Source organism: Streptomyces sp. NBC_01294 (genome assembly GCF_035917235.1).
Classification (GTDB): Bacteria; Actinomycetota; Actinomycetes; order Streptomycetales; family Streptomycetaceae; genus Streptomyces; species Streptomyces caledonius.
The window spans coordinates 5490971-5514897 of sequence record NZ_CP108423.1 but is presented as its reverse complement, the minus strand read 5'-3'; the positions used below and the strand labels follow the sequence as shown (position 1 = coordinate 5514897).

20 protein-coding genes, 2 tRNA genes and 1 pseudogene are annotated in these 23927 nt (G+C 72.1%); 3 read left to right on the top strand and 20 right to left on the bottom strand.

Features of this window, described 5'->3' with window-relative positions:
- Positions 1–166 precede the first annotated feature (166 nt).
- Positions 167–2032, bottom strand: a complete 1866-nt coding sequence (gene lepA / locus OG534_RS24835) for a translation elongation factor 4 (protein ID WP_326590830.1) — start codon at positions 2030–2032, stop codon at positions 167–169.
- Positions 2033–2289: 257 nt separating this feature from the next.
- Here lepA and rpsT point away from each other — a divergent pair, with 257 nt between their 5' ends.
- Positions 2290–2556 (top strand): 30S ribosomal protein S20, encoded by a 267-nt coding sequence (gene rpsT / locus OG534_RS24830; RefSeq protein ID WP_326590828.1) that lies wholly within the window; start codon positions 2290–2292, stop codon positions 2554–2556.
- A 576-nt stretch (positions 2557–3132) separates the two neighbouring features.
- Here the strand turns inward: rpsT and holA are convergent.
- The gene (holA, locus tag OG534_RS24825; RefSeq protein ID WP_326590827.1) at positions 3133–4125 is read right to left on the bottom strand and encodes a DNA polymerase III subunit delta; all 993 of its coding nucleotides are present in this window, start codon (positions 4123–4125) and stop codon (positions 3133–3135) included.
- A 76-nt stretch (positions 4126–4201) separates the two neighbouring features.
- Here holA and OG534_RS24820 point away from each other — a divergent pair, with 76 nt between their 5' ends.
- Positions 4202–4444: a hypothetical protein gene (locus OG534_RS24820; protein ID WP_326590826.1), complete on the top strand. Its 243-nt coding sequence runs from the start codon at positions 4202–4204 to the stop codon at positions 4442–4444.
- A gap of 23 nt (positions 4445–4467) precedes the next feature.
- Here OG534_RS24820 and OG534_RS24815 read toward each other — a convergent pair whose 3' ends face one another.
- The 14 genes and pseudogenes from OG534_RS24815 to OG534_RS24750 form a co-directional block, all read right to left on the bottom strand.
- Positions 4468–5349: a YceI family protein gene (locus OG534_RS24815; protein ID WP_398562552.1), complete on the bottom strand. Its 882-nt coding sequence runs from the start codon at positions 5347–5349 to the stop codon at positions 4468–4470.
- 136 nt (positions 5350–5485) lie between these two features.
- A pseudogene (locus OG534_RS24810) lies at positions 5486–7708 on the bottom strand (ComEC/Rec2 family competence protein); the annotation flags it as partial.
- A gap of 146 nt (positions 7709–7854) precedes the next feature.
- A complete protein-coding gene (locus OG534_RS24805; RefSeq protein WP_326590825.1) occupies positions 7855–8448 on the bottom strand; it encodes a ComEA family DNA-binding protein in 594 nt (197 codons plus the stop codon).
- Between the two features lie 626 nt (positions 8449–9074).
- Positions 9075–9920 carry a DegV family protein gene (locus OG534_RS24800; protein WP_326590824.1) on the bottom strand — a complete coding sequence of 282 codons (846 nt, stop codon included), beginning with the start codon at positions 9918–9920 and terminating at the stop codon, positions 9075–9077.
- Between the two features lie 338 nt (positions 9921–10258).
- Positions 10259–11041 carry a hypothetical protein gene (locus OG534_RS24795; protein WP_326590823.1) on the bottom strand — a complete coding sequence of 261 codons (783 nt, stop codon included), beginning with the start codon at positions 11039–11041 and terminating at the stop codon, positions 10259–10261.
- A 131-nt stretch (positions 11042–11172) separates the two neighbouring features.
- Positions 11173–14058, bottom strand: coding sequence for a leucine--tRNA ligase (gene leuS / locus OG534_RS24790; protein ID WP_326590822.1), 2886 nt, complete (start codon positions 14056–14058; stop codon positions 11173–11175).
- A 272-nt stretch (positions 14059–14330) separates the two neighbouring features.
- Positions 14331–14403 (bottom strand) — tRNA-Ala (locus tag OG534_RS24785).
- Between the two features lie 131 nt (positions 14404–14534).
- Positions 14535–14768: a hypothetical protein gene (locus OG534_RS24780; RefSeq protein WP_267718557.1), complete on the bottom strand. Its 234-nt coding sequence runs from the start codon at positions 14766–14768 to the stop codon at positions 14535–14537.
- Positions 14769–14911: 143 nt separating this feature from the next.
- Positions 14912–14984 (bottom strand) — tRNA-Ala (locus OG534_RS24775).
- A gap of 123 nt (positions 14985–15107) precedes the next feature.
- The gene (locus OG534_RS24770; protein ID WP_326593813.1) at positions 15108–15764 is read right to left on the bottom strand and encodes a histidine phosphatase family protein; all 657 of its coding nucleotides are present in this window, start codon (positions 15762–15764) and stop codon (positions 15108–15110) included.
- Entirely contained in the window at positions 15761–16207 is a 447-nt protein-coding gene (gene rsfS, locus OG534_RS24765; protein ID WP_030008628.1) for a ribosome silencing factor, read from the bottom strand. The genes OG534_RS24770 and rsfS overlap by 4 nt, the downstream gene beginning before the upstream one ends.
- 164 nt (positions 16208–16371) lie before the next feature.
- Positions 16372–18063, bottom strand: coding sequence for an LCP family protein (locus OG534_RS24760; RefSeq protein WP_326590817.1), 1692 nt, complete (start codon positions 18061–18063; stop codon positions 16372–16374).
- 24 nt (positions 18064–18087) lie between these two features.
- Positions 18088–18705 (bottom strand): nicotinate-nucleotide adenylyltransferase, encoded by a 618-nt coding sequence (gene nadD, locus OG534_RS24755; RefSeq protein ID WP_326590815.1) that lies wholly within the window; start codon positions 18703–18705, stop codon positions 18088–18090.
- Between the two features lie 55 nt (positions 18706–18760).
- Complete coding sequence (locus tag OG534_RS24750; protein WP_037631388.1) at positions 18761–18928, bottom strand: hypothetical protein; 168 nt, start codon at positions 18926–18928, stop codon at positions 18761–18763.
- A gap of 140 nt (positions 18929–19068) precedes the next feature.
- Between OG534_RS24750 and OG534_RS24745 the strand changes: the two genes are divergently transcribed.
- Complete coding sequence (locus OG534_RS24745; RefSeq protein WP_326590808.1) at positions 19069–20157, top strand: M48 family metallopeptidase; 1089 nt, start codon at positions 19069–19071, stop codon at positions 20155–20157.
- Here the strand turns inward: OG534_RS24745 and OG534_RS24740 are convergent.
- From OG534_RS24740 to OG534_RS24725, 4 genes are all read right to left on the bottom strand, one after another.
- On the bottom strand, positions 20141–21286 hold the full coding sequence (locus OG534_RS24740; RefSeq protein ID WP_326590806.1) for an SCO2583 family membrane protein: 1146 nt from the start codon (positions 21284–21286) through the stop codon (positions 20141–20143). The genes OG534_RS24745 and OG534_RS24740 overlap by 17 nt on opposite strands.
- 68 nt (positions 21287–21354) lie before the next feature.
- Positions 21355–21906, bottom strand: coding sequence for an SCO2584 family spore wall biosynthesis protein (locus OG534_RS24735; protein WP_326590804.1), 552 nt, complete (start codon positions 21904–21906; stop codon positions 21355–21357).
- Between the two features lie 77 nt (positions 21907–21983).
- Complete coding sequence (locus OG534_RS24730) at positions 21984–23270, bottom strand: glutamate-5-semialdehyde dehydrogenase (RefSeq protein WP_326590803.1); 1287 nt, start codon at positions 23268–23270, stop codon at positions 21984–21986.
- 222 nt (positions 23271–23492) lie between these two features.
- Positions 23493–23906, bottom strand: coding sequence for a hypothetical protein (locus OG534_RS24725; protein WP_374773933.1), 414 nt, complete (start codon positions 23904–23906; stop codon positions 23493–23495).
- Positions 23907–23927 lie beyond the last annotated feature (21 nt).

Sequence of the window (23927 nt, the reverse complement as noted above, 5' to 3'; positions counted from 1 at the left end):
GGTTTACAGCCGTTGACTCTTTAAACTGGCGAGTAACCGTCGAGCAGTGATCAGACTAGAGGCCGTCCGGCGTGCGCGTAAGAGCTCGCAAGCGGCCGGTTCATAACGAAACAGGCCCCCGCGTCGGTGCGCGGGGGCCTGCTCTCGTCGGGTGACGGCGGGGCTGCTACTTCTTCTTGCCGCTGGACTCGTCACTGGAGAGGACGGCGATGAAGGCCTCCTGCGGGACCTCCACGGAGCCGACCATCTTCATCCGCTTCTTGCCTTCCTTCTGCTTCTCCAGCAGCTTCCGCTTACGGGAGATGTCACCGCCGTAGCACTTGGCGAGGACGTCCTTGCGGATGGCGCGGATGGTCTCGCGGGCGATGACGCGGGAGCCGACGGCCGCCTGGATCGGGATCTCGAAGGCCTGCCGCGGGATGAGCTCGCGCAGCTTGGCGACCAGGCGCACGCCGTAGGCGTAGGCGGCGTCCTTGTGGCAGACGGCGGAGAAGGCGTCGACCTTGTCGCCGTGGAGAAGGATGTCGACCTTGACCAGGCTGCCGGACTGCTCGCCGGTGGGCTCGTAGTCCAGGGAGGCGTAGCCGCGCGTCTTGGACTTCAGCTGGTCGAAGAAGTCGAAGACGATCTCCGCGAGCGGGAGCGTGTAGCGGATCTCGACGCGGTCCTCGGAGAGGTAGTCCATCCCGAGGAGGGTGCCGCGGCGCTGCTGGCAGAGCTCCATGATCGCGCCGATGAACTCGGAGGGCGCGAGCAGGGTGGCCCGGACGACCGGCTCGAACACGTCCGAGATCTTGCCCTCGGGGAACTCGCTCGGGTTGGTGACGGAGACTTCCTTGCCGTCCTCCATGACGACCCGGTAGACCACGTTCGGCGCGGTGGCGATCAGGTCGAGACCGAACTCGCGCTCCAGGCGCTCGCGCACCACGTCGAGGTGGAGCAGGCCGAGGAAGCCGACGCGGAAGCCGAAGCCGAGCGCCGCCGAGGTCTCCGGCTCGTAGACCAGCGCGGCGTCGTTGAGCTGCAGCTTGTCGAGGGCCTCGCGCAGGTCCGGGTAGTCCGAGCCGTCGAGCGGGTACAGGCCGGAGAAGACCATCGGACGCGGGTCCTTGTAGCCGCCGAGGGCCTCGGTCGCGCCGTTGTGCAGGCTGGTGATGGTGTCACCGACCTTGGACTGACGGACGTCCTTCACTCCGGTGATGATGTAGCCCACCTCGCCGACGCCGATGCCGTCGGCCGGGGTCATCTCCGGGGAGGAGACACCGATCTCCAGCAGCTCGTGCGTGGCGCCGGTCGACATCATCCGGATGCGCTCGCGCTTGTTGAGCTGGCCGTCGACGACACGGACGTAGGTCACGACACCGCGGTACGAGTCGTAGACCGAGTCGAAGATCATCGCGCGGGCCGGGGCGTCCTTGGGGCCGACCGGGGCCGGGACCGTGGCGACGATCTTGTCGAGCAGTGCGTCCACGCCGAGACCGGTCTTCGCCGAGACGCGCAGCACGTCCTCCGGCTGGCAGCCGACCAGGTTCGCGAGCTCCTCGGCGAACTTCTCCGGCTGGGCGGCCGGCAGGTCGATCTTGTTCAGGACCGGGACGATCGCGAGGTCCTTCTCCATCGCCAGGTACAGGTTGGCGAGGGTCTGGGCCTCGATGCCCTGGGCGGCGTCCACGAGGAGGACGGTGCCCTCGCACGCGGCGAGGGAGCGCGAGACCTCGTAGGTGAAGTCGACGTGCCCGGGGGTGTCGATCATGTTGAGGACGTGGGTGGTGCCCAGGCCCTCGCCCGTGGTGGGGGCCCAGGGCAGACGGACCGCCTGGGACTTGATCGTGATGCCGCGCTCACGCTCGATGTCCATGCGGTCGAGGTACTGGGCGCGCATCTGCCGCTGGTCGACCACACCGGTGAGCTGGAGCATCCGGTCGGCAAGGGTCGACTTGCCGTGGTCGATGTGCGCGATGATGCAGAAGTTGCGGATCAGCGCCGGGTCGGTACGGCTCGGCTCGGGCACGTGGCTGGGGATCGCGGGCACGCAGTGTCCTGATTCTCGGGTCGCAGTCGGAAAGCGTTTGCGGAGCGTCGGTCGGGGCGAAAGTCCGGCTCCCGTCGCTCTCGGCGGCGCGCAGTCGGATCTATACGCAGACTCCCATGGTCCCATGGACGGGGCAGTGCGCTCGGTTTGGGCCGCCAGGAGCGCGCCTGGTAGCCTGGGCAGCTGTGTCTCGTATGCCCTCTCAGCTGTCGGGACACAATCCGAAGATGAAACTCTGAACCTGAAAAGGCTCTTTCGTGGCGAACATCAAGTCCCAGATCAAGCGGAACAAGACGAACGAGAAGGCGCGCCTGCGCAACAAGGCCGTCAAGTCCTCGCTCAAGACCGCGATCCGCAAGGCCCGCGAGGCCGTCGTCGCCGGTGACGTCGAGAAGGCCACCGTGGCTTCTCGCGCCGCCTCGCGTGCGCTCGACAAGGCTGTCTCGAAGGGTGTCATCCACAAGAACGCCGCCGCCAACAAGAAGTCGGCGCTGGCCTCCAAGGTTGCCTCCCTGCAGGGCTGAGCTCCCTGATGTGATCGCCGGGCAGGGATCCAGCGGGCCCTCTCTCCCGCTCCCGACCGGCACCCCGCGCCGCACACGAAGCGTTCGCCACGCGGGTGCGGCGCAACCGAAGCAGTGACCGAAGGCCCCGGCCGCCACCCTTCCCCAGGGTGGCGCCGGGGCCTTCGCGTTATCCGGGCCCCGCCGCGTCCCGGCAGCGCCGGTGGCGAGGACCGTCGAGGTCAGGACCTCGGGGCGTCCGCCGGGCGGCGTGGACGAGGCTGTAGACGACGCTGACCAGCCAGTCCGCGTATGGGGCGGAGCGCACCTCGCCGGCTTCCCGGCTGCGGACGATCAGGCGCCGGACGGGCGCCGGCAGGGCCGCCTCTCCCCCACCGCGGCCCATGCCATGGCTATGGCCATGGCCCATTCTGGCCCCGGCCCGGGGCGCCCACCCCGGGCAGGGCCGGGGCATGCCTACCGGGGCTGCGTCGGCCGAGCCCGCGTCATGGTGCCGCGCATCGCACAGCGGAGAAGCGCGACTCGTACCGGGTCGTACGCGCGTGAGCCGGGCCCGGGCCGCCGGCAGGACGGGTCCTACTGGCGCTGCGGGCGGGCCGCGCGGGCCACCGCCACGACCGCCTTCTCCAGCGCGTATTCGGGGTCGTCACCGCCGCCCTTGACTCCCGCGTCGGCGGCGGCCACGGCGCGCAGCGCGTCCGAGACGCCGTCCGCCGACCAGCCCCGCATCTGCTGGCGGACCCGGTCGATCTTCCACGGCGGCATGCCCAGGTCCCGGGCGAGGTCGCCCGGGCGGGCCCCGCGCGGGGCGGAGGCCAGCTTGCCGATCGCGCGCACCGCCTGGGCCAGGGCGCTGGTGATCAGGACCGGCGCCACCCCGGTGGACAGGGACCAGCGCAGGGCCTCCAGGGCCTCGGCCGCACGTCCTTCCACCGCCCGGTCGGCGACCGTGAAGCTGGAGGCCTCGGCCCGGCCCGTGTAGTAGCGGCCGACCACGGCCTCGTCGATGGTTCCCTCGACGTCCGCGCACAGCTGCGCCGCCGCGCTCGCCAGCTCCCGCAGGTCGCTGCCGATCGCGTCGACCAGGGTCTGGCAGGCCTCCGGGGTCGCCGAGCGGCCCAGCGTGCGGAACTCGCCGCGAACGAACGACAGCCGGTCCGCCGCCTTCGTCATCTTCGGGCAGGCGATCTCCCGCGCGCCCGCCTTCCGCGCCGCGTCCAGCAGGCCCTTGCCCTTGGCCCCGCCCGCGTGGAGGAGGACCAGGACGATCTCCTCGTAGGGCGCGTCGAGGTAGGCCTTGACCTCCTTCACCGAGTCCGCGGACAGGTCCTGTGCGTTGCGCACGACCAGGACCTTGCGCTCGGAGAAGAGGGAGGGGCTCGTCAGCTCGGCCAGCGTGCCGGGCTGGAGCTGCTCGGAGGCGAGGTCCCGGACGTCCGTGTCGGCATCGGCGGCCCGGGCGGCCACCACCACCTCCCGCACGGCACGGTCGAGCAGCAGCTCCTCCTGCCCCACCGCGAGGGTGAGCGGGGCGAGCAGATCGTCGGTGGAATTCTTCCTGGTGGCCATCGCCTCCAGCATCCCACGCCGCACTGACAGCCCCCCGCCCGGCGGCCGCCTCCGCCGCGTACTCGAGAATGTCCGGGTGAACGTGCGACATGTACTCGTCCTGCCCGACCGCGACGCCGCCGAGGAGGTGGCGCGGGAGGCCGTCGACCGCTTCGGGCTCCCGGAGGAACCGCAGTTGGTCCGCGACGCACTGGCCGGCGAGGACGACGCCGAGGACGCCCAGTGGCTGGTGGTCGTCGAGGATCCGAACGAACGGCTCGACAGCACCTCGCTGGACGACCTCGCCGCCGAGTACGAAGGCTGGCTGGAAGCCCCCTGAGCTCCCTCCGGGAGCGTCCGCGATCAGGCCTTGTGCACGATCTGGACGTCCAGCGTCACGTCCACGTTCGAACCGATCGCCGCGATCCCGTGCGCCAGCATCGACTGCCAGTTCAGGGTGAAGTCCTCGCGGTGCAGTTCCGCGGTGGCCCGGCAGGCGGCCCGCACCTCGCCCTCCATGCCCGTGCCCAGCCCCAGGTACCGGGTGTCCAGGGTGACGGACCGGCTGACCCCGTGCAGGGTGAGGGCGCCCGCGACGGCCCAGCGGCTGCCGCTGCGGTGGATGAACCGTTCGCTGTAGAACTCCACCGTGGGGTGCCGGACCGCGTCCAGGAAGTCCCCCGACCGCAGGTGGTCGTCCCGCAGCCGTACCCCGGTGTCGATGCTCGCCGCATCGATGATCACGTGCATGGAGGAGTCCTCCATGCGCTCGGCTATCCGTACCGCGCCGGCGAACGTGTTGAACCGGCCGCGGATCCGGGCCAGGCCGATGTGCCGGGCCGTGAAGCCGATGGACGAGTGCGTCGGGTCGAGCTCCCAGTGGCCGGGCTGAGGCAGCAGCGGCGGCTCCACGGCGTCGAGGATGATCTCCGCGGTGCCGGGCTGCGCCGGGTCCCCCACGAGCGTCACCCCGTGGAACGGCGCGTACCCCTCGGCCGTGACGGAGAGCCGGTACTCCCCCTCCGGCACGGCCGCCGTGAAGCCGCCGTACGGGTCGGTCTCGCCGCCGACGATCCGGCGGCCGATCGGGTCGGTCACCTCGAACGTGGCCTGCCGGACCGGCTGGTGGACCGTGTCGAGGACCCTGCAGCTGAGCAGACGCGCCGTCGGCGGCAGCGTCAGTGTCGCGGAAGTGTGCGGGCTGGAATTTCCGGCCGACTCCATCCCCCGTCGGCGACCGAACATGACTGATGCACCCCCGTGCTGTGTGGACTTGGACCGCTCTGGCGAAGACGCATTCGATCATGCTGTCGGGTTGTGGGCAAACAGAGCGGTCGCGCCCGGTATGCCCGCGCCGCCTCCGCCCCCGATCGGCCGGAAATGCCCGTAGTCCAACGCCCCCTCCGCTGACGGCGATCGAGCCGTCGGTGTCGGTGCGCAGTACGGTCGCGCCGACCGCCCGCAACCGGGCCAGCGTACGCGGCGCCGGGTGTCCGTAGCGGTTGCCCGCCCCGACGGGGACGAGCGCGAGCCGTGGCCGGATCCGGGCGTGCAGCTCGGGGTCCTGGTGCGCGGAGCCGTGGTGGGCGACCTTGAGGACGTCCACCGGACCCAGCTGCGGATGTTCCCTCAGAAGTGCCTGCTGTGCGGGTGGTTCGAGGTCTCCGAGCAGGAGCAGGGTCAGGCCCGCGCCGCGTACCAGCAGGGCGACGCTCGCGTCGTTGGGCCCCTCGGGCAGCCCGGCCGACGGCGGCCAGAGCACCTGCCAGGCGAACGGCCCGGCCCGGCGCCGCTCCCCCTGCGCCGCCCGCACGATCGGCACGCCGGAGGCGGCCGCGGTCCGACGGACGAATTCGGCCTGCCCCGGCGGCTCTTCCAGCCCGGTGACCTGGATCACGCCGACGGACCTGCCCCGCAGAACCCCGGCCAGGCCTCCCACGTGGTCCGCGTGAAAATGCGTCAGCAGGAGCATCGGCACCCGCCGCACGCCCAGGGCGCGCAGGCAGTCGTCCACCGGGCCGGGATCCGGACCGGCGTCGACCACCACGGCCTCGCCGGGGCCGACGGCGAGGACGGCGGCGTCACCCTGCCCCACGGCGCACTGGACATAGCTCCAGTCGGGCGGAGGCCAGCCGGAGAGCGTACGGGTGAGCTGCGGCGGCCTCAGCACGGCAAGGAGCAGCAGCACCGCCAGCGCGGAGCAGAGCCACCGCCGCCGCCGCCGGAGCCGCGCGCCGAGGCCCACGACGGCCAGGATGGCGACGGCCAGCAGCAGGCCGCCGGTCAGCCCGCCCGGCCAGGGCAGCTCCGCTCCCGGAATCCGCGCCCCGGCCCGGGCCACGGCCGCGATCCACCCGGCCGGCACTCCCGCGCACCACGCGAGCACCTCCGCGGCGGGCATCCACAGCGGGGCGGCCGCGAGCGCGGCGAAGCCGAGGACCGTAGCCGGACCTGCGGCCAGCTCGGCCAGCAGGTTGCACGGCACCGCCACGAGGCTGACCCGGGCGGCGAGGACGGCGACCACGGGCGCGCACACGGCCTGGGCGGCCGCCGCGGCCGCCAGCGCCTCGGCGAGCCCGGGCCTCATCCCGCGCCGCTGCAAGGCTTCGCTCCACCGGGGAGCGAGGGTGAGCAGCGCCCCGGTGGCCAGGACGGAGAGCAGGAAGCCGTAACTGCGGGCCAGCCACGGTTCGTAGAGCACGAGCAGCAGCACGGCGGCGCCCAGGGCCGGGATCAGGGACCTGCGCCGCCCGGTGGCGAGGGCCAGCAGGGTGACCGCCCCGCAGGCCGCCGCCCGCAGCACGCTCGGCTCCGGCCGGCACACCACCACGAACGCCAGCGTCAGGGCCGCTCCGCACAGGGCGGTCATCCGCAGTGAGAGCCCGAGCCGCGGCGCCAGCCCGCGGCGCTCGGCCTGCTGGGCGCGGGCCGGAGGACCAATGAGCAGGAACAGCACCACGGTCAGGTTCGACCCGGAGACGGCCAGCAGGTGCAGCAGGTCGGTGGCCCTGAAGGCCTCGTGCAGATCGGGCGGAACCCGGGAGGTGTCCCCGACGACCAGCCCCGGCAGCAGGGCCCGGGCATCCGGCGGCAGCCCCTCCGTGGCCTCGCGCAGCCCGGCCCGCAGCCGCCCCGCGAGCCGCTGCGCGGTGTCCGGGCCGGCGGTCACCCCGGGCGGGGTGTCACCGGCCGGCCGGAGCAGCGCCACGGCATGCTCCCCGCCCCGTGCCGGGGCCAGCCGGGCGACCACGACCACCCGGGTGGAGGGCTGGAGCCGGGTCCAGCCCGCATGTCCGGCCAGCACCCGGACCGGCGTCTTCACGCGGGTGCTCCTCCCGTCGGGCCCGGTCACCCGGGTCACCACCGCGTCCAGCATCACGACCGGCGGCCCGCTCCCGCTGCCGGCGGTCCTCGGGTCGGAGCCGACGGTGAGCTCCGCGAGGACACGGGCGTGCTCCCGCGCCAGCCCCGCGACCGGACCGGCCCGCGCCTCGGCCCGCTGGAGCCCCGCCACGCCGGCTCCGGCGGCCGCGCACAGCAGGGCTGCCGCGACGGCTGGGGCGACCCTCCACAGCGGCCCAGGGCGCCGCCCCCCGGCCAGCATCAGCGCCCCCGCGCAGGCCACCCCCAGCCCCACCCCGACCGCGGTCCGGCGGGCGGGCGCGTCCAGGGCGAGCGCGGCGGCCGCCCAGGCGGCCACGGCCGGTACCGCGAGGCGCAGATCCACCGGGCCCGGGCCCTCGGGGCGGTTCACGGCCGCACCAGCGTCCGCAGGTCGGCGAAGCGCCGCTCCCCGATGCCGTTGACCTGGCGGAGCTCGTCCACGGAACGAAACCCGCCGCGGGCGGTGCGGAAGTCGACGATGTGCTGCGCCAGCACGGGCCCGACCCCGGGAAGGCCGTCCAACTGCGCGACCGTGGCCGAGCCCAGACTGAGCGGGCCCGGACTCGGGCCTCCGGCGGCCCCGCCCGGTGGTGGCTGCGCCGGGGCGCCGACCAGCACCTGTTCTCCGTCCACCAGCACACGCGCCCGGTTGAGCCCGCTGGTGTCCGTGCCCGGGCGCACTCCCCCGGCGGCGGCCAGCGCGTCCTCCACCCGCGAGCCGGCGGGCAGCCGCCGCACGCCGGGATCCCGGACCTTGCCGCTGATGTCGACGACGATCCGCGGGGCGCCACCGGCGCCCCCTCCCGCGGCCGGCGCCGTGGCCGCGGCCGGCACGGCCCCCGGGGCGACCACTGCGGGGACGCTCACCGCCCGCGGCCGGGCCGACCAGTACTGCTGCCCGGCGAAGCCGACGGCGACGACCAGCACCACCCCGACGGCGACCACCGTCCGCGGCTCCACCCCACAGCGCGCCTGCAACCACACCGGCAGCCGCTCCCGCACGGCCAGCCTCCGCACGGCCCCGGAAGACAGCCCGGCGACCTCATCGCGCGGCGTCCGGACATCCGCCCCGGACAGACCCCGAGCCTCCGCCCCCTGGGGGATGCGGACATCCGCCTCGGGATCCCGCTCGGGCCGGGACCGGACCTCCCCGTCAGGCGGGGTCCGGGGATCCGCCTCAGCCGAGGGCCGAGGGTCCGGCTCAGCCAGGGTCCAGGGGTCCGGCTCCGGGCTCGGATCATCCTCCGGCCGAGCAGGATCCGGCCCTGCAGGATCCGGCCCTGCAGGATCCGATGGCGGGCTGCTGCCGCCCAGCAGGGCTTCGGCGCGGCGGCGGACCGCGCCCGGATCCGGATGGGCCGGTACGGCGGCCCGGCGGGCACGTCGGTGGCGGAGACGGCTGTCGGAAAGACGGCTGTCGGAGAGACGGGGGCGGCCCGGGCCGCTGGTGGCGCCCGACGGATGCGAAGTACGCGTGCGAAGAGTCATGTCACGACCGTAGGGGCCGATCCCGAACGCCGTTCGGAGCCTTCAATTCCGGTGGACAACAACCCCGTTGTGGATAACCGCGCCACTCGTTCCGGTGATCACCGGGGCGAGACGACCGCCGCCAGCAGTCCCGGCCCGGTGTGTGCGCCGATCACCGCGCCGACCTCGCTGACGTGCAGTTCGACCAGGCCGGGGATGCGCTCGCGAAGCCGCTGGGCGAGCTTCTCGGCCCGCTCCGGGGCCGCCAGGTGATGCACCGCCACGTCGACCGGCGCGGAACCGGCGCGCTCGACGGCCAGCTCCTCCAGGCGGGCGATGGCCTTGGAGGCCGTACGCACCTTCTCCAGCATCTCGATCCGCCCGCCGTCCAGCGTCAGGAGGGGCTTCACCGCCAGGGCCGAGCCGAGGAGGGCCTGCGCCGCCCCGATCCGGCCGCCGCGGCGGAGGTAGTCGAGGGTGTCGACGTAGAAGTACGCGGACATGTCCGCCGCCCGCTTCTCCGCGGCCGCCACCGCCTCGTCCACGGAACCGCCCGCCTCCGCCACCTCGGCGGCGGCGAGCGCGCAGAAGCCGAGGGCCATCGCCACCATTCCGGTGTCCACGACGCGGACGGGCACGGGCGCGGTCCTGGCGGCCACCACGGCGGCGTCGTAGGTGCCGGAGAACTCGGCGGACAGGTGCAGGCTCACGATGCCGGTCGCCCCGGCGTCCGCGGCCGCGCGGTAGGCCTGGACGAACTCCTCCGGGCTGGGGCGCGAGGTGGTGACCGAGCGACGCTTCTGCAGGGCCAGGGCCAGGCTGCGCGCCGAGATCTCGGTGCCTTCTTCGAGCGCCTCGCCTCCGAGCACCACGGTGAGCGGGACGGAGGTGATTCCGTGCCGCGCCATGGCCGGTTGGGGCAGGTAGGCCGTGGAATCGGTGACGATGGCGACATGGCGGGACATGAGCCGGAGGTTACCGCCAGTGGGGGCAGGACGGCAGCCTGGGCCCCGTCCTGCCGGTCGGCACGGCCCCGGACAGCGGCCAGAGCCTACGGCACGGGCGTGTCGGCCGCCCGCGCCGAAGCACCCGCCGACGGCCCCTCGCCTGCCCGAACCGCCTCGCCGCGCCGCGCAAGAAGCACCCAGGAGGCACACAGGCGGCTCTCAGGAGGCACGCAGAGGTACGCCCTGCCCGCGGGCCTCACTCGCCGTACCGCGCGCCCTCCCGCGCCCCGCTCTGCCTCGCCCGCCGCGCCGCACCTCGGGTCGCCCCGCCGCACCTCAGGTCGCCCCGCCGCACCTCAGGTCGTGCTCTCCGGCCGGCGCGTCTTCTGCCACGGGTACTGGGGCGCCGGGGCGGCCGGGTTCAGGGCCGGCTGCTGCTGTTCCGCGCCCCACCCGCCCGCGGCCGAAGACTGTCCGGAGGACTGCCCCTGAGCATTCCCCTCGGCATTCCCCTGAGCGTCCCCGGAGGCCTGTGCCCGAGCCTGCACCGCGTCCCATTCCGCGGCCGCCGCCGCCAGGTGGTCCACCGACTCCCGCGACCAGTCCCGCAGCGCGTCCGACTCAACCTCGATCTGGGCCGACAGGGTGGACAGGTCGTCCTCCGCGAAGCGCCGCGCGCGGTCGCGCGCGGCCCACCGCAGCGACTCGGAGGCCTGCGTGATCTTGGCCGTCCGCTCGCGCAGGTCGGGCAGGCTGTCCGCGATCCGCTGGCGGTCCGGATCCTGCTCCAGCCGCTTCAGCTCGTCGTCCAGCTCGTGTCCGTGCGCGCTCAGCCGCTCGAACAGTGCGATCGACTCCCTCAGCGAGGCGTCCACCCGGACGCCGTCGTGCAGCGCCTGCTGCGTGGACCGCATGGACGTCCGCAGGTCCAGCCGCAGCTGCGCCAGCGCGCCCGCGACCCCGACCTGCCCGAAGCTCTTGGCGCGCAGGGTGGTGTCCTCCACGGTCCGCCGAGCCTGCGTGATCGTGCGGTCCACCCCGCGCTTGGTCGCCTGCACCACCTTGACGGTCGCGTACGCGCCCAAGCCGAGGAAGGCGAAAAGAACCATCAGCGCGAAGATGATCAGCGCGGCCTCCATGAGTGTCCCTTCCCCAGTCCCCGCCAGCCGTTTTCCGTCCCCTCCACCGTAAACGCCCCGGGCAGGCCAGGGGTTCCATTCGAACCCCCAACCTGCCCGTACGGGATCTCCCCCATACGGGGGCGGGATCATCAGATGACGATGTTCACCAGCTTCGGCGCGCGCACGATCACCTTGCGGATCTCCGCGCCGCCCAGCGCCGCCACGACACCCTCGTCGGTCACGGCCAGCTGCTCCAGCTCCGCCTCCGTGATCGTCGGCGACACCTCCAGCCGCGCCTTGACCTTGCCCTTGACCTGCACCACGCACGTCACGCTCTCGTCCACGACGTACGCCGGGTCGGCGACCGGGAAGTCCTGGTGGACCACCGAGTCGCTGTGGCCCAGGCGGTGCCACAGCTCCTCCGCGATGTGCGGGGCCAGCGGGGCGACCAGCAGCACCAGGCGCTCGGCGACCGAGCGCTCCAGCGGCCGGCCCGCCTTCGTCAGGGCGTTGTTCAGCTCGGTGATCTTGGCGATGGCGGTGTTGAACCGCAGCCCCGCCAGGTCCGCGCCGGCCCCGTCGATCGCCTTGTGCAGCGCGCGCAGCGTGTCCTCGGCGGGCTCCCCGTCGACGACGGTGACGGCGCCCGTCTCCTCGTCGACGATGTTGCGCCACAGCCGCTGCAGCAGGCGGTACTGGCCCACCACGGCCCGCGTGTCCCACGGACGGGAGACGTCCAGCGGACCCATCGCCATCTCGTACAGGCGCAGCGTGTCCGCGCCGTACTCCTCGCAGATCTCGTCCGGCGTGACGGCGTTCTTCAGGGACTTGCCCATCTTGCCCAGCTCGCGCTTGACCGGCTCGCCCTCGAAGAAGAACTTGCCGTCCCGCTCCTCGACCTCCGTGGCCGAGACCGGGAAGCCGCGCTCGTCGCGGTAGACGTACGCCTGGATCATGCCCTGGTTGAACAGCTTGTGGAACGGCTCGACGGACGAGACGTGACCCAGGTCGAACAGCACCTTCGACCAGAAGCGCGCGTACAGCAGGTGCAGCACCGCGTGCTCCGCGCCGCCCACGTACAGGTCGACACCGCCGTGCGGCTGACCCTCGCGCGGGCCCATCCAGTACTGCTCGATCGCCGGGTCGACCAGCGCCTCGGAGTTGGTCGGGTCCAGGTAGCGCAGCTCGTACCAGCAGGAACCGGCCCAGTTCGGCATCGTGTTGGTCTCGCGCCGGTAGCGCTTGACGCCCTCGCCGCGGCCCAGGTCCAGCTCGACCTCGACCCAGTCCGCCTTGCGCGACAGCGGGGTCTCCGGCTTGGAGTTCGCGTCGTCCGGCTCGAAGGTGCGCGGCGAGTAGTCCTCGACCTCCGGCAGCTCCAGCGGCAGCATCGACGCGGGCAGCGAGTGTGCGACGCCGTCCTCGTCGTAGACGATCGGGAAGGGCTCGCCCCAGTAGCGCTGGCGGCTGAACAGCCAGTCGCGCAGCCGGAAGTTGACGGTCCCCTCGCCGATGCCGCGCTCGGCCAGCCAGTCGGTGATCGCGGCCTTCGCCTCGACGACGCCCAGGCCGTCCAGCGAGATGCCCTCACCGGTCGAGTTGACCAGCTTCGCGTCGTACGAGACGAAGGCGTCGTCCCACGTCGACGGGTCGGTGCCGCGCTCGTCCGACGGCTGCACGACGCAGCGCATCGGCAGCTCGAAGGCGCGCGCGAACTCGAAGTCGCGGCCGTCGTGCGCCGGAACGGCCATGATCGCGCCGGTGCCGTAGCCCATCAGCACGTAGTCGGCGATGAAGACCGGGACCTTGTCGCCGCTGACCGGGTTGACCGCGTACTCGCCGGTGAAGACACCGGTCTTGTCCTTGGCCTCGGCCTGGCGCTCGACGTCGGACTTCGAGGCGGCCTGCTTGCGGTAGGCGGTGACGGCCTCCGCCGGCGTGGCGTGCCCGCCGGTCCACACGTCGTGGGTGCCCTCGGGCCAGGCGGCCGGGATGAACTTCTCGACCAGCGGGTGCTCGGGCGCCAGCACCATGTAGGTGGCGCCGAACAGGGTGTCCGGACGGGTGGTGAAGACGGTGATCGCCTCGTCGCCCAGCGCGAAGTCGACGCGCGCGCCCTCGCTGCGGCCGATCCAGTTGCGCTGCTGCAGCTTGATGGCCTCGGGCCAGTCCAGCGCGTCCAGGTCGTCCAGCAGCCGGTCGGCGTACGCGGTGATCCGCATGTTCCACTGGCTCAGCTTGGACTTGAAGACGGGGAAGTTGCCGCGCTCGGACCGGCCGTCCGCGGTGACCTCCTCGTTGGCCAGTACGGTGCCCAGCCCGGGGCACCAGTTGACGGGCGCGTCCGAGGAGTACGCCAGCCGGTACTCGTTCAGGACGTCGGCCCGCTCGCCCGCGGTCAGCGCGGCCCAGTCACGGCCGCCGGGAACCTCACGGGAGCCGTCCTCGAAGGCGGCGACCAGCTCGGCGATCGGCCGGGCCTTCTGCGCGTCGGCGTCATACCAGGAGTTGTAGATCTGCAGGAAGATCCACTGGGTCCACTTGTAGTAGTCCGGGTCGATCGTGGCGAACGACCGCCGCTTGTCGTGGCCCAGACCCAGCCGGCGCAGCTGGACCTTCATGTTCTCGATGTTGGCCTCGGTCGACACGCGCGGGTGCGTGCCGGTCTGCACGGCGTACTGCTCGGCCGGCAGGCCGAAGGCGTCGAAGCCCAGGGTGTGCAGGACGTTGTGGCCGGTCATCCGCTGGTGGCGGGCGTAGACGTCGGTGGCGATGTACCCGAGCGGGTGGCCGACGTGCAGCCCCGCACCGGACGGGTACGGGAACATGTCCATGATGAACTTCTTGGGCCGTGCGACCACCGCGGCCGCTTGAACCGGATCGGTCCCGGCCAGGTCACCGGACGGGTTCGGGGCCTCGTACGTGCCCTGCGCGTCCCATACGTCCTGCCAGCGTGCCTCGATGTCGGCGGCCATGGCAGCCGTGTAACGGTGCGCCTCGGCCGCCTCGGGGGCCGGGGTGTTCGTCTCGCTCATGATTTCTGAAGCTCCATCGATCGTCTCTGCCGTCTCTGCCTGCCCAAACGAAAAAACCCCTCGCACAGGAGGGGGCGCCGCGCCGAGGCCGACCGTCTCGAAGGGGTCGGTACTGATCAGCGCGGCTCGGTAAGCAGAAGGCGTACGGCACGCATGGCGCCAGGGTACCGCAGCGGCCCCCGCCGACGCTCGGCCGTTCCACGCGCGCGGCCTCGGAAACCGGGCATAACGAGAAGCGGGCCACCCGATCCGGGTGGCCCGCTTCTTCACTGTGGAGCTAAGGAGAATTGAACTCCTGACCTCCTGCATGCCATGCAGGCGCTCTACCAACTGAGCTATAGCCCCTTGTTCTGCCTGTCGCTTCGGTTTCCCTTGCCGGTTCCCCTTGGCGACGTCCCAAACATTACACGGTCATGGCCCTGGTCCAAAAATCGGTTTCCACCGACCGCGGGCCATGTCCGATTTGGTCCAACTTGTCAGGCTCTAGCGAACTGATAGAACCGCTTGAGCGTGCAGTGCTCGTCGAGCAGCCGACCGTAGATCGGCTCCCCTTCCAGCTCCCGGTACGTCTCGATCGGGTCGCCTTTTATGATCAACGCCCGCGCGCATTCCTCACACCAGTACTGGTAGTCGGAGTTGACCGGGTCCATGTCCCGCACGATCGGCGTGCCGTTGTTGCACCAGTCGCACCGGCGCCGGTGTGCACCCATCCGTCAGCGACTCCCTCCCGCGTCGGGCCGTCGTGACCCCCTCCGGCGGTCCGATTCTGCCATGCCGGTGCGCGCCAGGTCAGCAAACGCAAAGGGTACAAAAACAAGGATCCCGCCCCCTGTTGGGGACGGGATCCTGATTGTGGAGCTAAGGAGAATTGAACTCCTGACCTCCTGCATGCCATGCAGGCGCTCTACCAACTGAGCTATAGCCCCGCTCTCCGCTGCGCTCCCCCCGTCTCCGGTGTTCCGCGCTGCGAACAAGAAGAACTCTAGCCTGTGACCAGCCGGAAAGTGAAATCCGGGTGGCAGCCCCGGCAAGGAGCGGCAGGGAGCTGCTCAGTCGTCGTCGCCGAGCACCGGTTCGGGCAGTGTGCCGGCGTTGTGCTCCATCAGACGCCAGCCGCGCGCGCCCTCACCGAGGACGGACCAGCAGCAGTTGGAGAGCCCGCCCAGGGCCTCCCAGGAGTACGCCTCCAGGCCCAGCAGGCGCCCGATCGTCGTACGGATGGTGCCGCCGTGGCTGACCACGACGAGGGTGCCGTTCTGCGGCAGTCGGCCGGTGTGTTCCAGCACCACCGGCGCGGCGCGGTCGGCGACCTCGGTCTCCAGCTCACCGCCGCCGCGGCGGACCGGTTCGCCGCGCTTCCACGCCGCGTACTGCTCGCCGTACTTCGCGAGGATCTCGTCGTGCGTGAGGCCCTGCCACTCGCCGGCGTACGTCTCGCGCAGCGCCGCGTCGTGCTCCACGGGCAGCCCGGTGACGGCGGCCAGCTCGGACGCCGTGTCGGCGGCGCGTCGGAGGTCGGAGGCCACGATGGCATCCGGCTTGAGCGAGGCGAGCAACCGCGCGGAGCGGCGCGCCTGCGCCACACCCGCCTCGGTCAGCTCGATGTCCGTGGAGCCCTGGAAGCGCCGCTCCAGGTTCCACGAGGTCTGGCCGTGCCGCCAGAGGACGATCTTCCTGCTGGACTTGCCCGGATTGCTCGCGCTCAGAACAGATCACCGTCCAACTCGTCGTCGCCCGCCGCCTCGCGCAGCTTGGCGTGCTCCTCGGCCTTGCCGATGGTGAGCTTGGCGTCCTCGGGAAGCTCGATCTCGGGGCAGTCCTTCCACAGGCGCTCCAGCGCGTAGAAGACCCGCTCCTCGCTGTGCTGGACGTGGACGACGATGTCGACGTAGTCGAGCAGGATCCAGCGGGCGTCGCGGTCGCCCTCGCGGCGCACCGGCTTGGCGCCGAGCTCCTTCAGCAGGCGCTCCTCGATCTCGTCGACGATCGACTTGACCTGGCGGTCGTTGGGCGCCGAGGCGAGCAGGAAGGCGTCGGTGATCGACAGCACGTCGCTGACGTCGTACGCGATGATGTCGTGCGCGAGCCGGTCGGCCGCGGCCTGGGCGGCGGCGGTGATGAGCTCGATGGAGCGGTCCGTGGCGGTCACTGGCCATGCTTTCGGGTTGGCGGGCAGATCCTTACAAGGGTCTCATGTACCGCCGACACCGCCCGCGCGGAACGTTCCGCGCGGGCGACGGCACGTCCCGGGGCCGTCCCGGGGCCGGGCCGCGACCGGGACGCGACCGGGACGAGGGCCCGGTCAGGACCCGGTCAGGACGCCTTGTAGTCCTTGCCCAGGATCACCACGACCTCCGCGTTCACGGCGTTCTCGCCCTTCTTCACGACCGTCTCGGGCAGCCCCAGCGTCTTCGCGACCTCGATCGCACGGTCCCGCTGGGCGTCGTCCTGGTAGGTGATCTGTGTGGCGGGCGCGGTCTTGTCGGCCTTGCCGCCGTCCACGAAGGTGTAGCCGCCGTTCATCAGCGCCGCCTTCGCCGCGATCTGCGACTTCTCGTCGCCGGTGGCGTTCTTGAGGCCGACGCGCGGAGCGGCGCCGGGCTGCGCCTCGGCGACGGAGCCGCCCAGCACCTCCTTGACGACCTTCTTGTTCGCGTCGTCCGTCAGCGTGCCGTCCGGCTTCACCGCGAGGACGTCGGTGCGGTACGCGCCCCCCTTGGCGTGCTGGCCGAGCCGGGACAGCAGGGCTCCGAGGGTCTGCGCGTTCAGGGCCGGGTCGAGGATCTGGCCGATGCTCTCGACGGTCACGGCCGCCGCCTTCGGGTCGCTCGGAACCTTGCGCAGGACCGCGTGGAGCACCTTGCCCATCCGCTCCAGCTGCTTGGCCTCCGGCTCGCCCTCGCCGCGGTGCGTGGCGAAGGCGACGGCCATCGGGCCGCTGAGGCTCTGCTTCTGGCCCTGGGCCACGGCCGGGGCCTTGGCCGCGTCGTCGGCGGGGACCGCGGTGTCGGTGTCGACCTCGATGCCGCCGACCAGCTCGACCAGGTTCTCCAGGAAGGGGGTGTCCAGGCGCCAGGTGCCGCCGATGTGGGTGCCGAGCACGGAGTCGAGGGCCTCGCGGGTGCCGAGGCTGCCCTCCTCGACCGCCTTGCCGAGCCCGGTCGCCGTGCCGTCCTGGTGGGTGACGCCGAGGGCGTTGGGCAGCAGGACGGTGGCGCCCTGCTTGGTGGTGACGTTGTCGACGAGCAGCGCCGAGGAGCTGCCGCCCTTCTTGGTGTTGTGCACGTGGACGACGATCATGTCCCGCTTCTGCGCCCCGGCGTCGACGGCCGCGGCGGCGTCCTTCTGCCCGGGGCCGTCCAGGAACGGCAGCTTGCCCGCGTACCAGAGGTAGCCGAGGCCGCCGACGGCGAACAGGGCGAGGACGACGATCAGCGCCACCACCCGGTTGCGGCCGCGGCGGCGGGCCTCCTCGCGGCGTTCGGTCCGGCTCTCGGTGAACTTGAGCCAGTCGATGACGTCCTCGGAGTCCTCGTCCGGCTGGTCGATGAAGGCGAACATCTCGGTGCGGTAGTCCCGCCCGGCCTCGGACTCGCCATCGGGCCGGCGCGGCTCGGGGACCTGCGCGGGCGGCCGCTCGGCGGGGGCCGGGGGCTCCGGAGCGGTCTGCTGCGGGATCCACTGCTGCTGGGTCTGCTGGACCTGCTGGGTCTGCTGCGTCTCGTACCCGTGGGCGGGCGCCTGCGGGTACTGCTGCTGCCCGTAGTCCTGGGCGGCCGGCTGCTGCGGGTAGTACTGCTGCTGCGGCTGCGGCTGCCGGGGCTGCTGGTCGTATCCCTGGTAGTCGTAGCCGTACTGCTGCTGCTCGTACTGCGGGGCGGGCGGAGCCGGCTGGGCGGGCTGCGCGGGCACTTGGCCGTACACCGGCCGCCCGTACGGGTCGTAGCCGATGAGCTGCTGCTCGTGGGCGGCATACGGGTCGTACGGATCCTGTCGGTCGTTCACCGCGGGGCCCCTCTCTCCGGAAGCTCAGGCTCCCCGGTACAGCTCACGCTTGTCGATGTAGCGCACCACGCCGTCCGGCACCAAGTACCAGACAGGATCGCCCTTGGCGACCCGCGCGCGGCAGTCCGTGGACGAGATCGCCAGCGCGGGTACCTCGACCAGGGAGACGCCCCCCTCGGGCAGCCCGTCGTCGGTGAGGACGTGGCCCGGCCGGGTGACTCCGATGAAATGCGCGAGCGAGAACAGCTCGTCGGCGTTTCGCCAGGTCAGGATCTGTGCGAGCGCATCGGCACCCGTGATGAAGAACAGGTCGGCGTCGTCGTTCAGCGCCTTCAGGTCACGCAGGGTGTCGATGGTGTACGTCGGCCCGCCGCGGTCGATGTCGATGCGGCTCACCGAGAACTGGGGGTTCGAGGCCGTGGCGATGACCGTCATCAGGTAGCGGTCCTCGGCGGGCGAGACGGCCCGCTGGGACTTCTGCCACGGCTCGCCCGTCGGCACGAACATCACCTCGTCGAGGTGGAAAAGGGCGGCCACCTCACTGGCGGCCACCAGGTGTCCGTGGTGGATCGGGTCGAATGTCCCGCCCATCACTCCGAGCCGGCGCTTGACCGGACCGGTAGGCATCTCCTGCTCTCCCATGAGCGCAGAGCCTACTGGCCCGGCGGACGCAGCGGTCTCGGCGGTCTGCGCGGACTCAGCGGTCGCGGTTCAGGCGGGTGGTGACCCAGAGCATCAGCATCAGGATGACGAACGCGGCGCCGCCGGTCAGGTAGGGGTTCAGGCTGTCGTGGTTGCCGCCGTGCTGCTCGGCCCCCTCCGAGGCGAGGACGACCAGGTTGTGGGCGGTGGAGGAGAGGCTCATCAGGCAGGTACCTATCGAGTCGGGGAGCGGGCGGAGACTTCGCTCACATCGTATGCGGGGGCCTGGGGCACGCTCACGCCGACTCAGGCGTTGGAGAGGATAGACGCACGGTCAAGAGGTCGATCCAGGGGAGGGCGCACATGACGGAAACAGGATTCGAGAAGGTACCGGCGCGGGACCGCAGGAGGTTCCCCGGTATCTCTTCGCGCGCGTACGAGCATCCGGCGGACCGCTCCGCCCTCGTGGCGCTGCGCAAGCTGAGCGGCTTCGACACGGTGTTCAAGGCCCTGAGCGGGCTGCTTCCGGAGCGGAGCCTTCGGCTGCTGTTCCTGTCGGACTCGGTGCGGGTGGGCGAGACCCAGTTCCCGCACCTGCACGCGATGCTCCGCGACGCCTGTTACATCCTGGACCTGGAGAAGGTCCCGCAGATGTACGTGCAGCAGGACCCGAGGCCCAATGCCATGTGCATCGGGCTGGACGAGCCGATCATCGTGGTGACCACGAGCCTCGTCGAGCTGCTCGACGAGGAGGAGATGCGGGCGGTGGTGGGCCACGAGGTGGGCCACGCGCTGTCGGGGCACTCCGTCTACCGCACGATCCTGCTCTTCCTGACAACCTTGGCGCTGAAGGTCGCGTGGATCCCGCTGGGCAATGTGGCGATCATGACGATCGTCGCCGCGTTGCGCGAGTGGTTCCGCAAGTCGGAGCTCTCGGCCGACCGGGCCGGACTGCTCGTGGGGCAGGACCTTCAGGCCTCGATGCGCGGTCTGATGAAGCTCGCCGGCGGCAACCACATCCACGAGATGAACGTGGACGCCTTCCTGGCCCAGGCCGAGGAGTACGAGTCGAGCGGCGACCTGCGCGACTCCGTCCTGAAGATCATGAACATGCTGCCCCGCACGCACCCCTTCACCACGGTCCGGGCGGCCGAGCTGAAGAAGTGGTCGGAGAGCCGGGACTACCAGCGGATCATGGACGGCCACTATCCGCGCCGCGAGGAGGACAAGGACACCTCGGTCACGGACTCCTTCCGGGAGTCGGCCGCGCACTACGCCGACTCGGTGCGCAGCAGCAAGGACCCGCTGTTCAAGCTGGTGGGCGACATCGCGGGCGGCGCGAGCGACCTGGGCGGCAAGCTCCGGGACAAGTTCACGGGCGCCGGCGCCGGCAGCGGATCCGCCGCGGGCTCCGCGGCGACCGACAAGGGCGGGGCTACGGAGCAGGGCTGACGGGAGCGGCCCGCGGGGTCGCGGGCGGCGCCATCACGCCGCACAGCCCGGCCGCGCGCCGCGGCTGGCCGCTGGCGTACGGGTCGCTCGCGGCCGGGCCCACCGTGGTGGGCCCGGCTCCGGCCGGCACCGGCCGGAAGCCTGCGGCCGGGTCGCTGGAGCAGTCCTGGGGCCCGGCCAGCACATAGGCCGCGGCCACCTCCAGCCGCCGCGCGCCCAGGTCGTCGCGGTCGAAGCGCAGCCGCAGCTCGCGCCGGACGGTGAAGAGCGAGGCGCCGTCGACCGCGGCCGGGGCTCCGGTGGCCGGCCGCACGGCGTACACGAAGGTGTGGTCGGTGAGCACCTCCAGCACGTCCGGGGCCACCTCCGCGAAGGCCAGGGTTCCGTTCACCCGGACGCGGGAGTCGGCCACGACCGCGGTGGCCGGGTCGAAGCGGACCAGCCAGCCGGTGGCCGCGTGCCGGCCGTCGCCGGAGGGCGAGGTCATGCTGCGGTCGAACTGCTCCAGCTGGTCGGGGTCGAGCAGGACCCGCACCGGCCGGGTGGCCGTTCCGGCCAGGACGTCGGGGTCCAGCGAGGACTGCACCAGGTAGTCCTTGGCGATGGACAGCGCGGTGACGACCTGGACGTCGGTGAAGTGGTGGGTGCGGCGCACCGCGGGCAGGGTGATCCCGGACGCGCCGACCCGGTAGTCGGCGGCGGGGCTCTGCGCGTACAGATCGGTGGGCCGCCCGCCGGGCACGGTGGTGGTCGGCGCGAGCGGGACGACGGTGGCGCTGAGCGCCTGGGCGGGGCCCCCGGGCGGGGGGACGTAGGGGTTGCGCAGCCCCATGTAGACGGCGACGGCGAAGGCCGTGGCGATGAGCAGCACCAGCAGCATGCCCTGCCGGGCGCCGCGCCCGGGGGTGCTGGTCCGGGACGTGGAGGCGCCGCTCGACCAGATGGAGCGGCTGCGCACGGCGGGGGCGTGCTCGCCCATGCGCTCCTGCGCGGAGAACTCCTGGAGCCGGGCAGCCCGGACGAAGTCCTCGTCGAACACCACCGATCGGTACTCGTCCGACCGGAACTCGTCGTCGCCCCCGCCGATGCCCTCGGGGGTGCCGTTGGGTGGGTCTCCAGGCACGGCCATCGCTTCTCCCCGCTGTCCCCGCTTCAGAGAAGCCCCCGACTCCAAGGTAGGCGAGTGGGGTCGTACCTTCAGGGTTGGCGAACGGAGGGGTACGTAAACGCGCCGACGCCGGTGACTTCACCCCTGGGGGTGCTGGCGGGCGCCGGGGCGGGGTCCGCCTCGCCCGCGGCGCTGCGGTAGACGGCGCTGAAGGCGAGCGCGACCATGCCGAGGCCCATCACGAAGGCGAGCACCCAGGCGACCGGGCGCAGCCAGGGTGCGCGGCCGCGGTAGGGGCGCAGGCTGCCGCCGTAGGCCCCGTACGGGCCGTCGGGGTGGTCGTGGCGGTCGTGGTCCCAGTCGTGTTCGTCGCCGTCGTACCCGTCGGAGCGGCCGTAGCCGTATCCGTCGTAGTCGTCGTCGCCCGTCCAGCCGCCGGCGACGGCGCGGGCGGCTTCCGCCTCCGCGCGCGCCCGGTCGGCCGCCCGCTGGCGCTCCGCGGCGCTCGGTTCATGGATCTCGGCGTTCCGGACGAAGTCCTCGTCGAACACCACGGAGGCGAAGTCCTGATCCGCGCCTCCGCGGTCGTCGTCGGGCTCCCCGTCGTCCGGGAACGGCTTGCCCCCCACGTCGTCCGGCACAGGGCCAGCCTAGACCTGGGGGACGCCTTTGGGCAGGGTGTCCGCCGAAATCCGGCCACACCGTGTTCAGAGGCCGATTACCGAACGTGACCGTCGCCGGTGACGATGTACTTGGTCGAGGTGAGCTCGGGAAGGCCCATGGGGCCCCTGGCGTGCAGCTTCTGGGTAGAGATGCCGATCTCGGCGCCGAAGCCGAACTGACCACCGTCCGTGAACCGTGTGGACGCATTCACGGCGACCGTGGTCGAGTCGACCAGCTGGGTGAAACGGCGCGCGGCGGCCTGCGAGGTGGTGACGATCGCCTCGGTGTGGCCGGAGGTCCAGCGGCGGATGTGGGCGACGGCGTCGTCGAGGGAGTCCACGACTCCGGCGGCGATGTCGTACGAGAGGTACTCGGCGGCCCAGTCCTCGTCGGTGGCGGGCAGGGCGGTGACCTTGGTGCCGTCGGCGGCGGCGGCGAGGACCCGGGCGTCGCCGTGCACGGTGACGCCGGCGTCGGCGAGCGCGTCGAGAGCGCGCGGCAGGAAGGCGTCGGCGATGTCCCGGTGGACGAGGAGGGTCTCGGCGGAGTTGCAGACGGAGGGCCGCTGCGCCTTGGAGTTGATCAGGATCTCCACGGCCATGTCCAGGTCGGCCTGGGCGTCGACGTAGACGTGGCAGTTGCCGGTACCGGTCTCGATGACCGGGACGATGGACTCCTCGACCACGGTCTTGATGAGGGAGGCGCCGCCGCGCGGGATGAGCACGTCGACGAGGCCGCGGGCGCGCATCAGCTCGCGGACGGAGTCGCGGGACTCGCCGGGGACGAGCTGGATCGCGTCGGCGGGCAGCCCGGCGCCCTCGACGGCGTCGCGCAGGATGGCGACGAGCGCGGAGTTGGAGGAGTAGGCGGAGGAGCTGCCGCGCAGCAGGACCGCGTTGCCGGACTTCAGGCAGAGGGCGGCGGCGTCGACGGTGACGTTGGGGCGGGCCTCGTAGATGATGCCGACGACGCCGAGCGGGACGCGGATCTGCCGGAGGTCGATGCCGTTGGGCAGGGTGCTGCCGCGGACGACCTCGCCGACGGGATCGGGCAGGGCGGCGACGTCGCGCACGTCGGAGGCGATGGCGGCGACCCGCTCCGGGGTCAGGGTGAGGCGGTCGATGACGGTCTCGCTGGTACCGGCGGCGCGGGCCTTGTCGGTGTCCACGGCGTTGGCCGCGATGATCTCGGCCGTACGGGCCTCCAGCGCGTCCGCGATCGCCAGCAGGGCCGTGTCCTTGGCGGACCGCGGGAGTGGGGCGAGGGTGGCGGCGGCGGTGCGGGCCGCTTGCGCGGTGGCGATGACGGGCGAGGTGGCGGTGGCGGCATCGAGCGAGGTCATGCCGCCAGGGTAATCCCCCGCCGGTGGCCCGCCGGTGGGGTTTCACCCCGCGAGACGGGGCCACGGCGTGGGGCGGGCGCTGCGGGAGGGCCGGGCGCTGCCCTGGCCCGGTCTTCAGGCGCCGGACGGGCTGGGGTGGCCCGCGGCTCAAAGACCTGGGGCTCCGCCCCAGACCCCGCGCCTCAAACGCCGGCGGGGCTGGACTAGTCCGGCGGGGCTGGACTAGTAGGGGTGCACGCCTACGGGATGGGCCGGGGGTGGGCCGTAGCCTTCTGCCACTCGTTGGTGGTAGGTGGCGCGGTCGATGACCTCCAGGCCGACGATCTCCCAGGGCGGGAGCTGGGCCGAGGAGCGGTGTTCGCCCCACAGGCGCAGGGCGACGGCCGCCGCGTCGTGGAGGTCGCGGGCCTCTTCCCAGTAGCGGATCTCCGCGTGGTCGTCGGCGTACCGGCTGGTCAGCAGGAAGGGGTGGTCGTGGGCCAGCTGCTCCAGCCCGCGCCGGACCTCGGACAACGGGGCCGGCTTGCCGGAGACGCTCAGGGTCACGTGCCAGAGGCGCGAGGCGTGATCCTGCTCGTCCCCGCCACCACCGCCGTCACCGTCCCCCGTACCGACGCTGGTCAGCGCTCGTCTCACCAGCCGCCTCCTGTCTCCGCT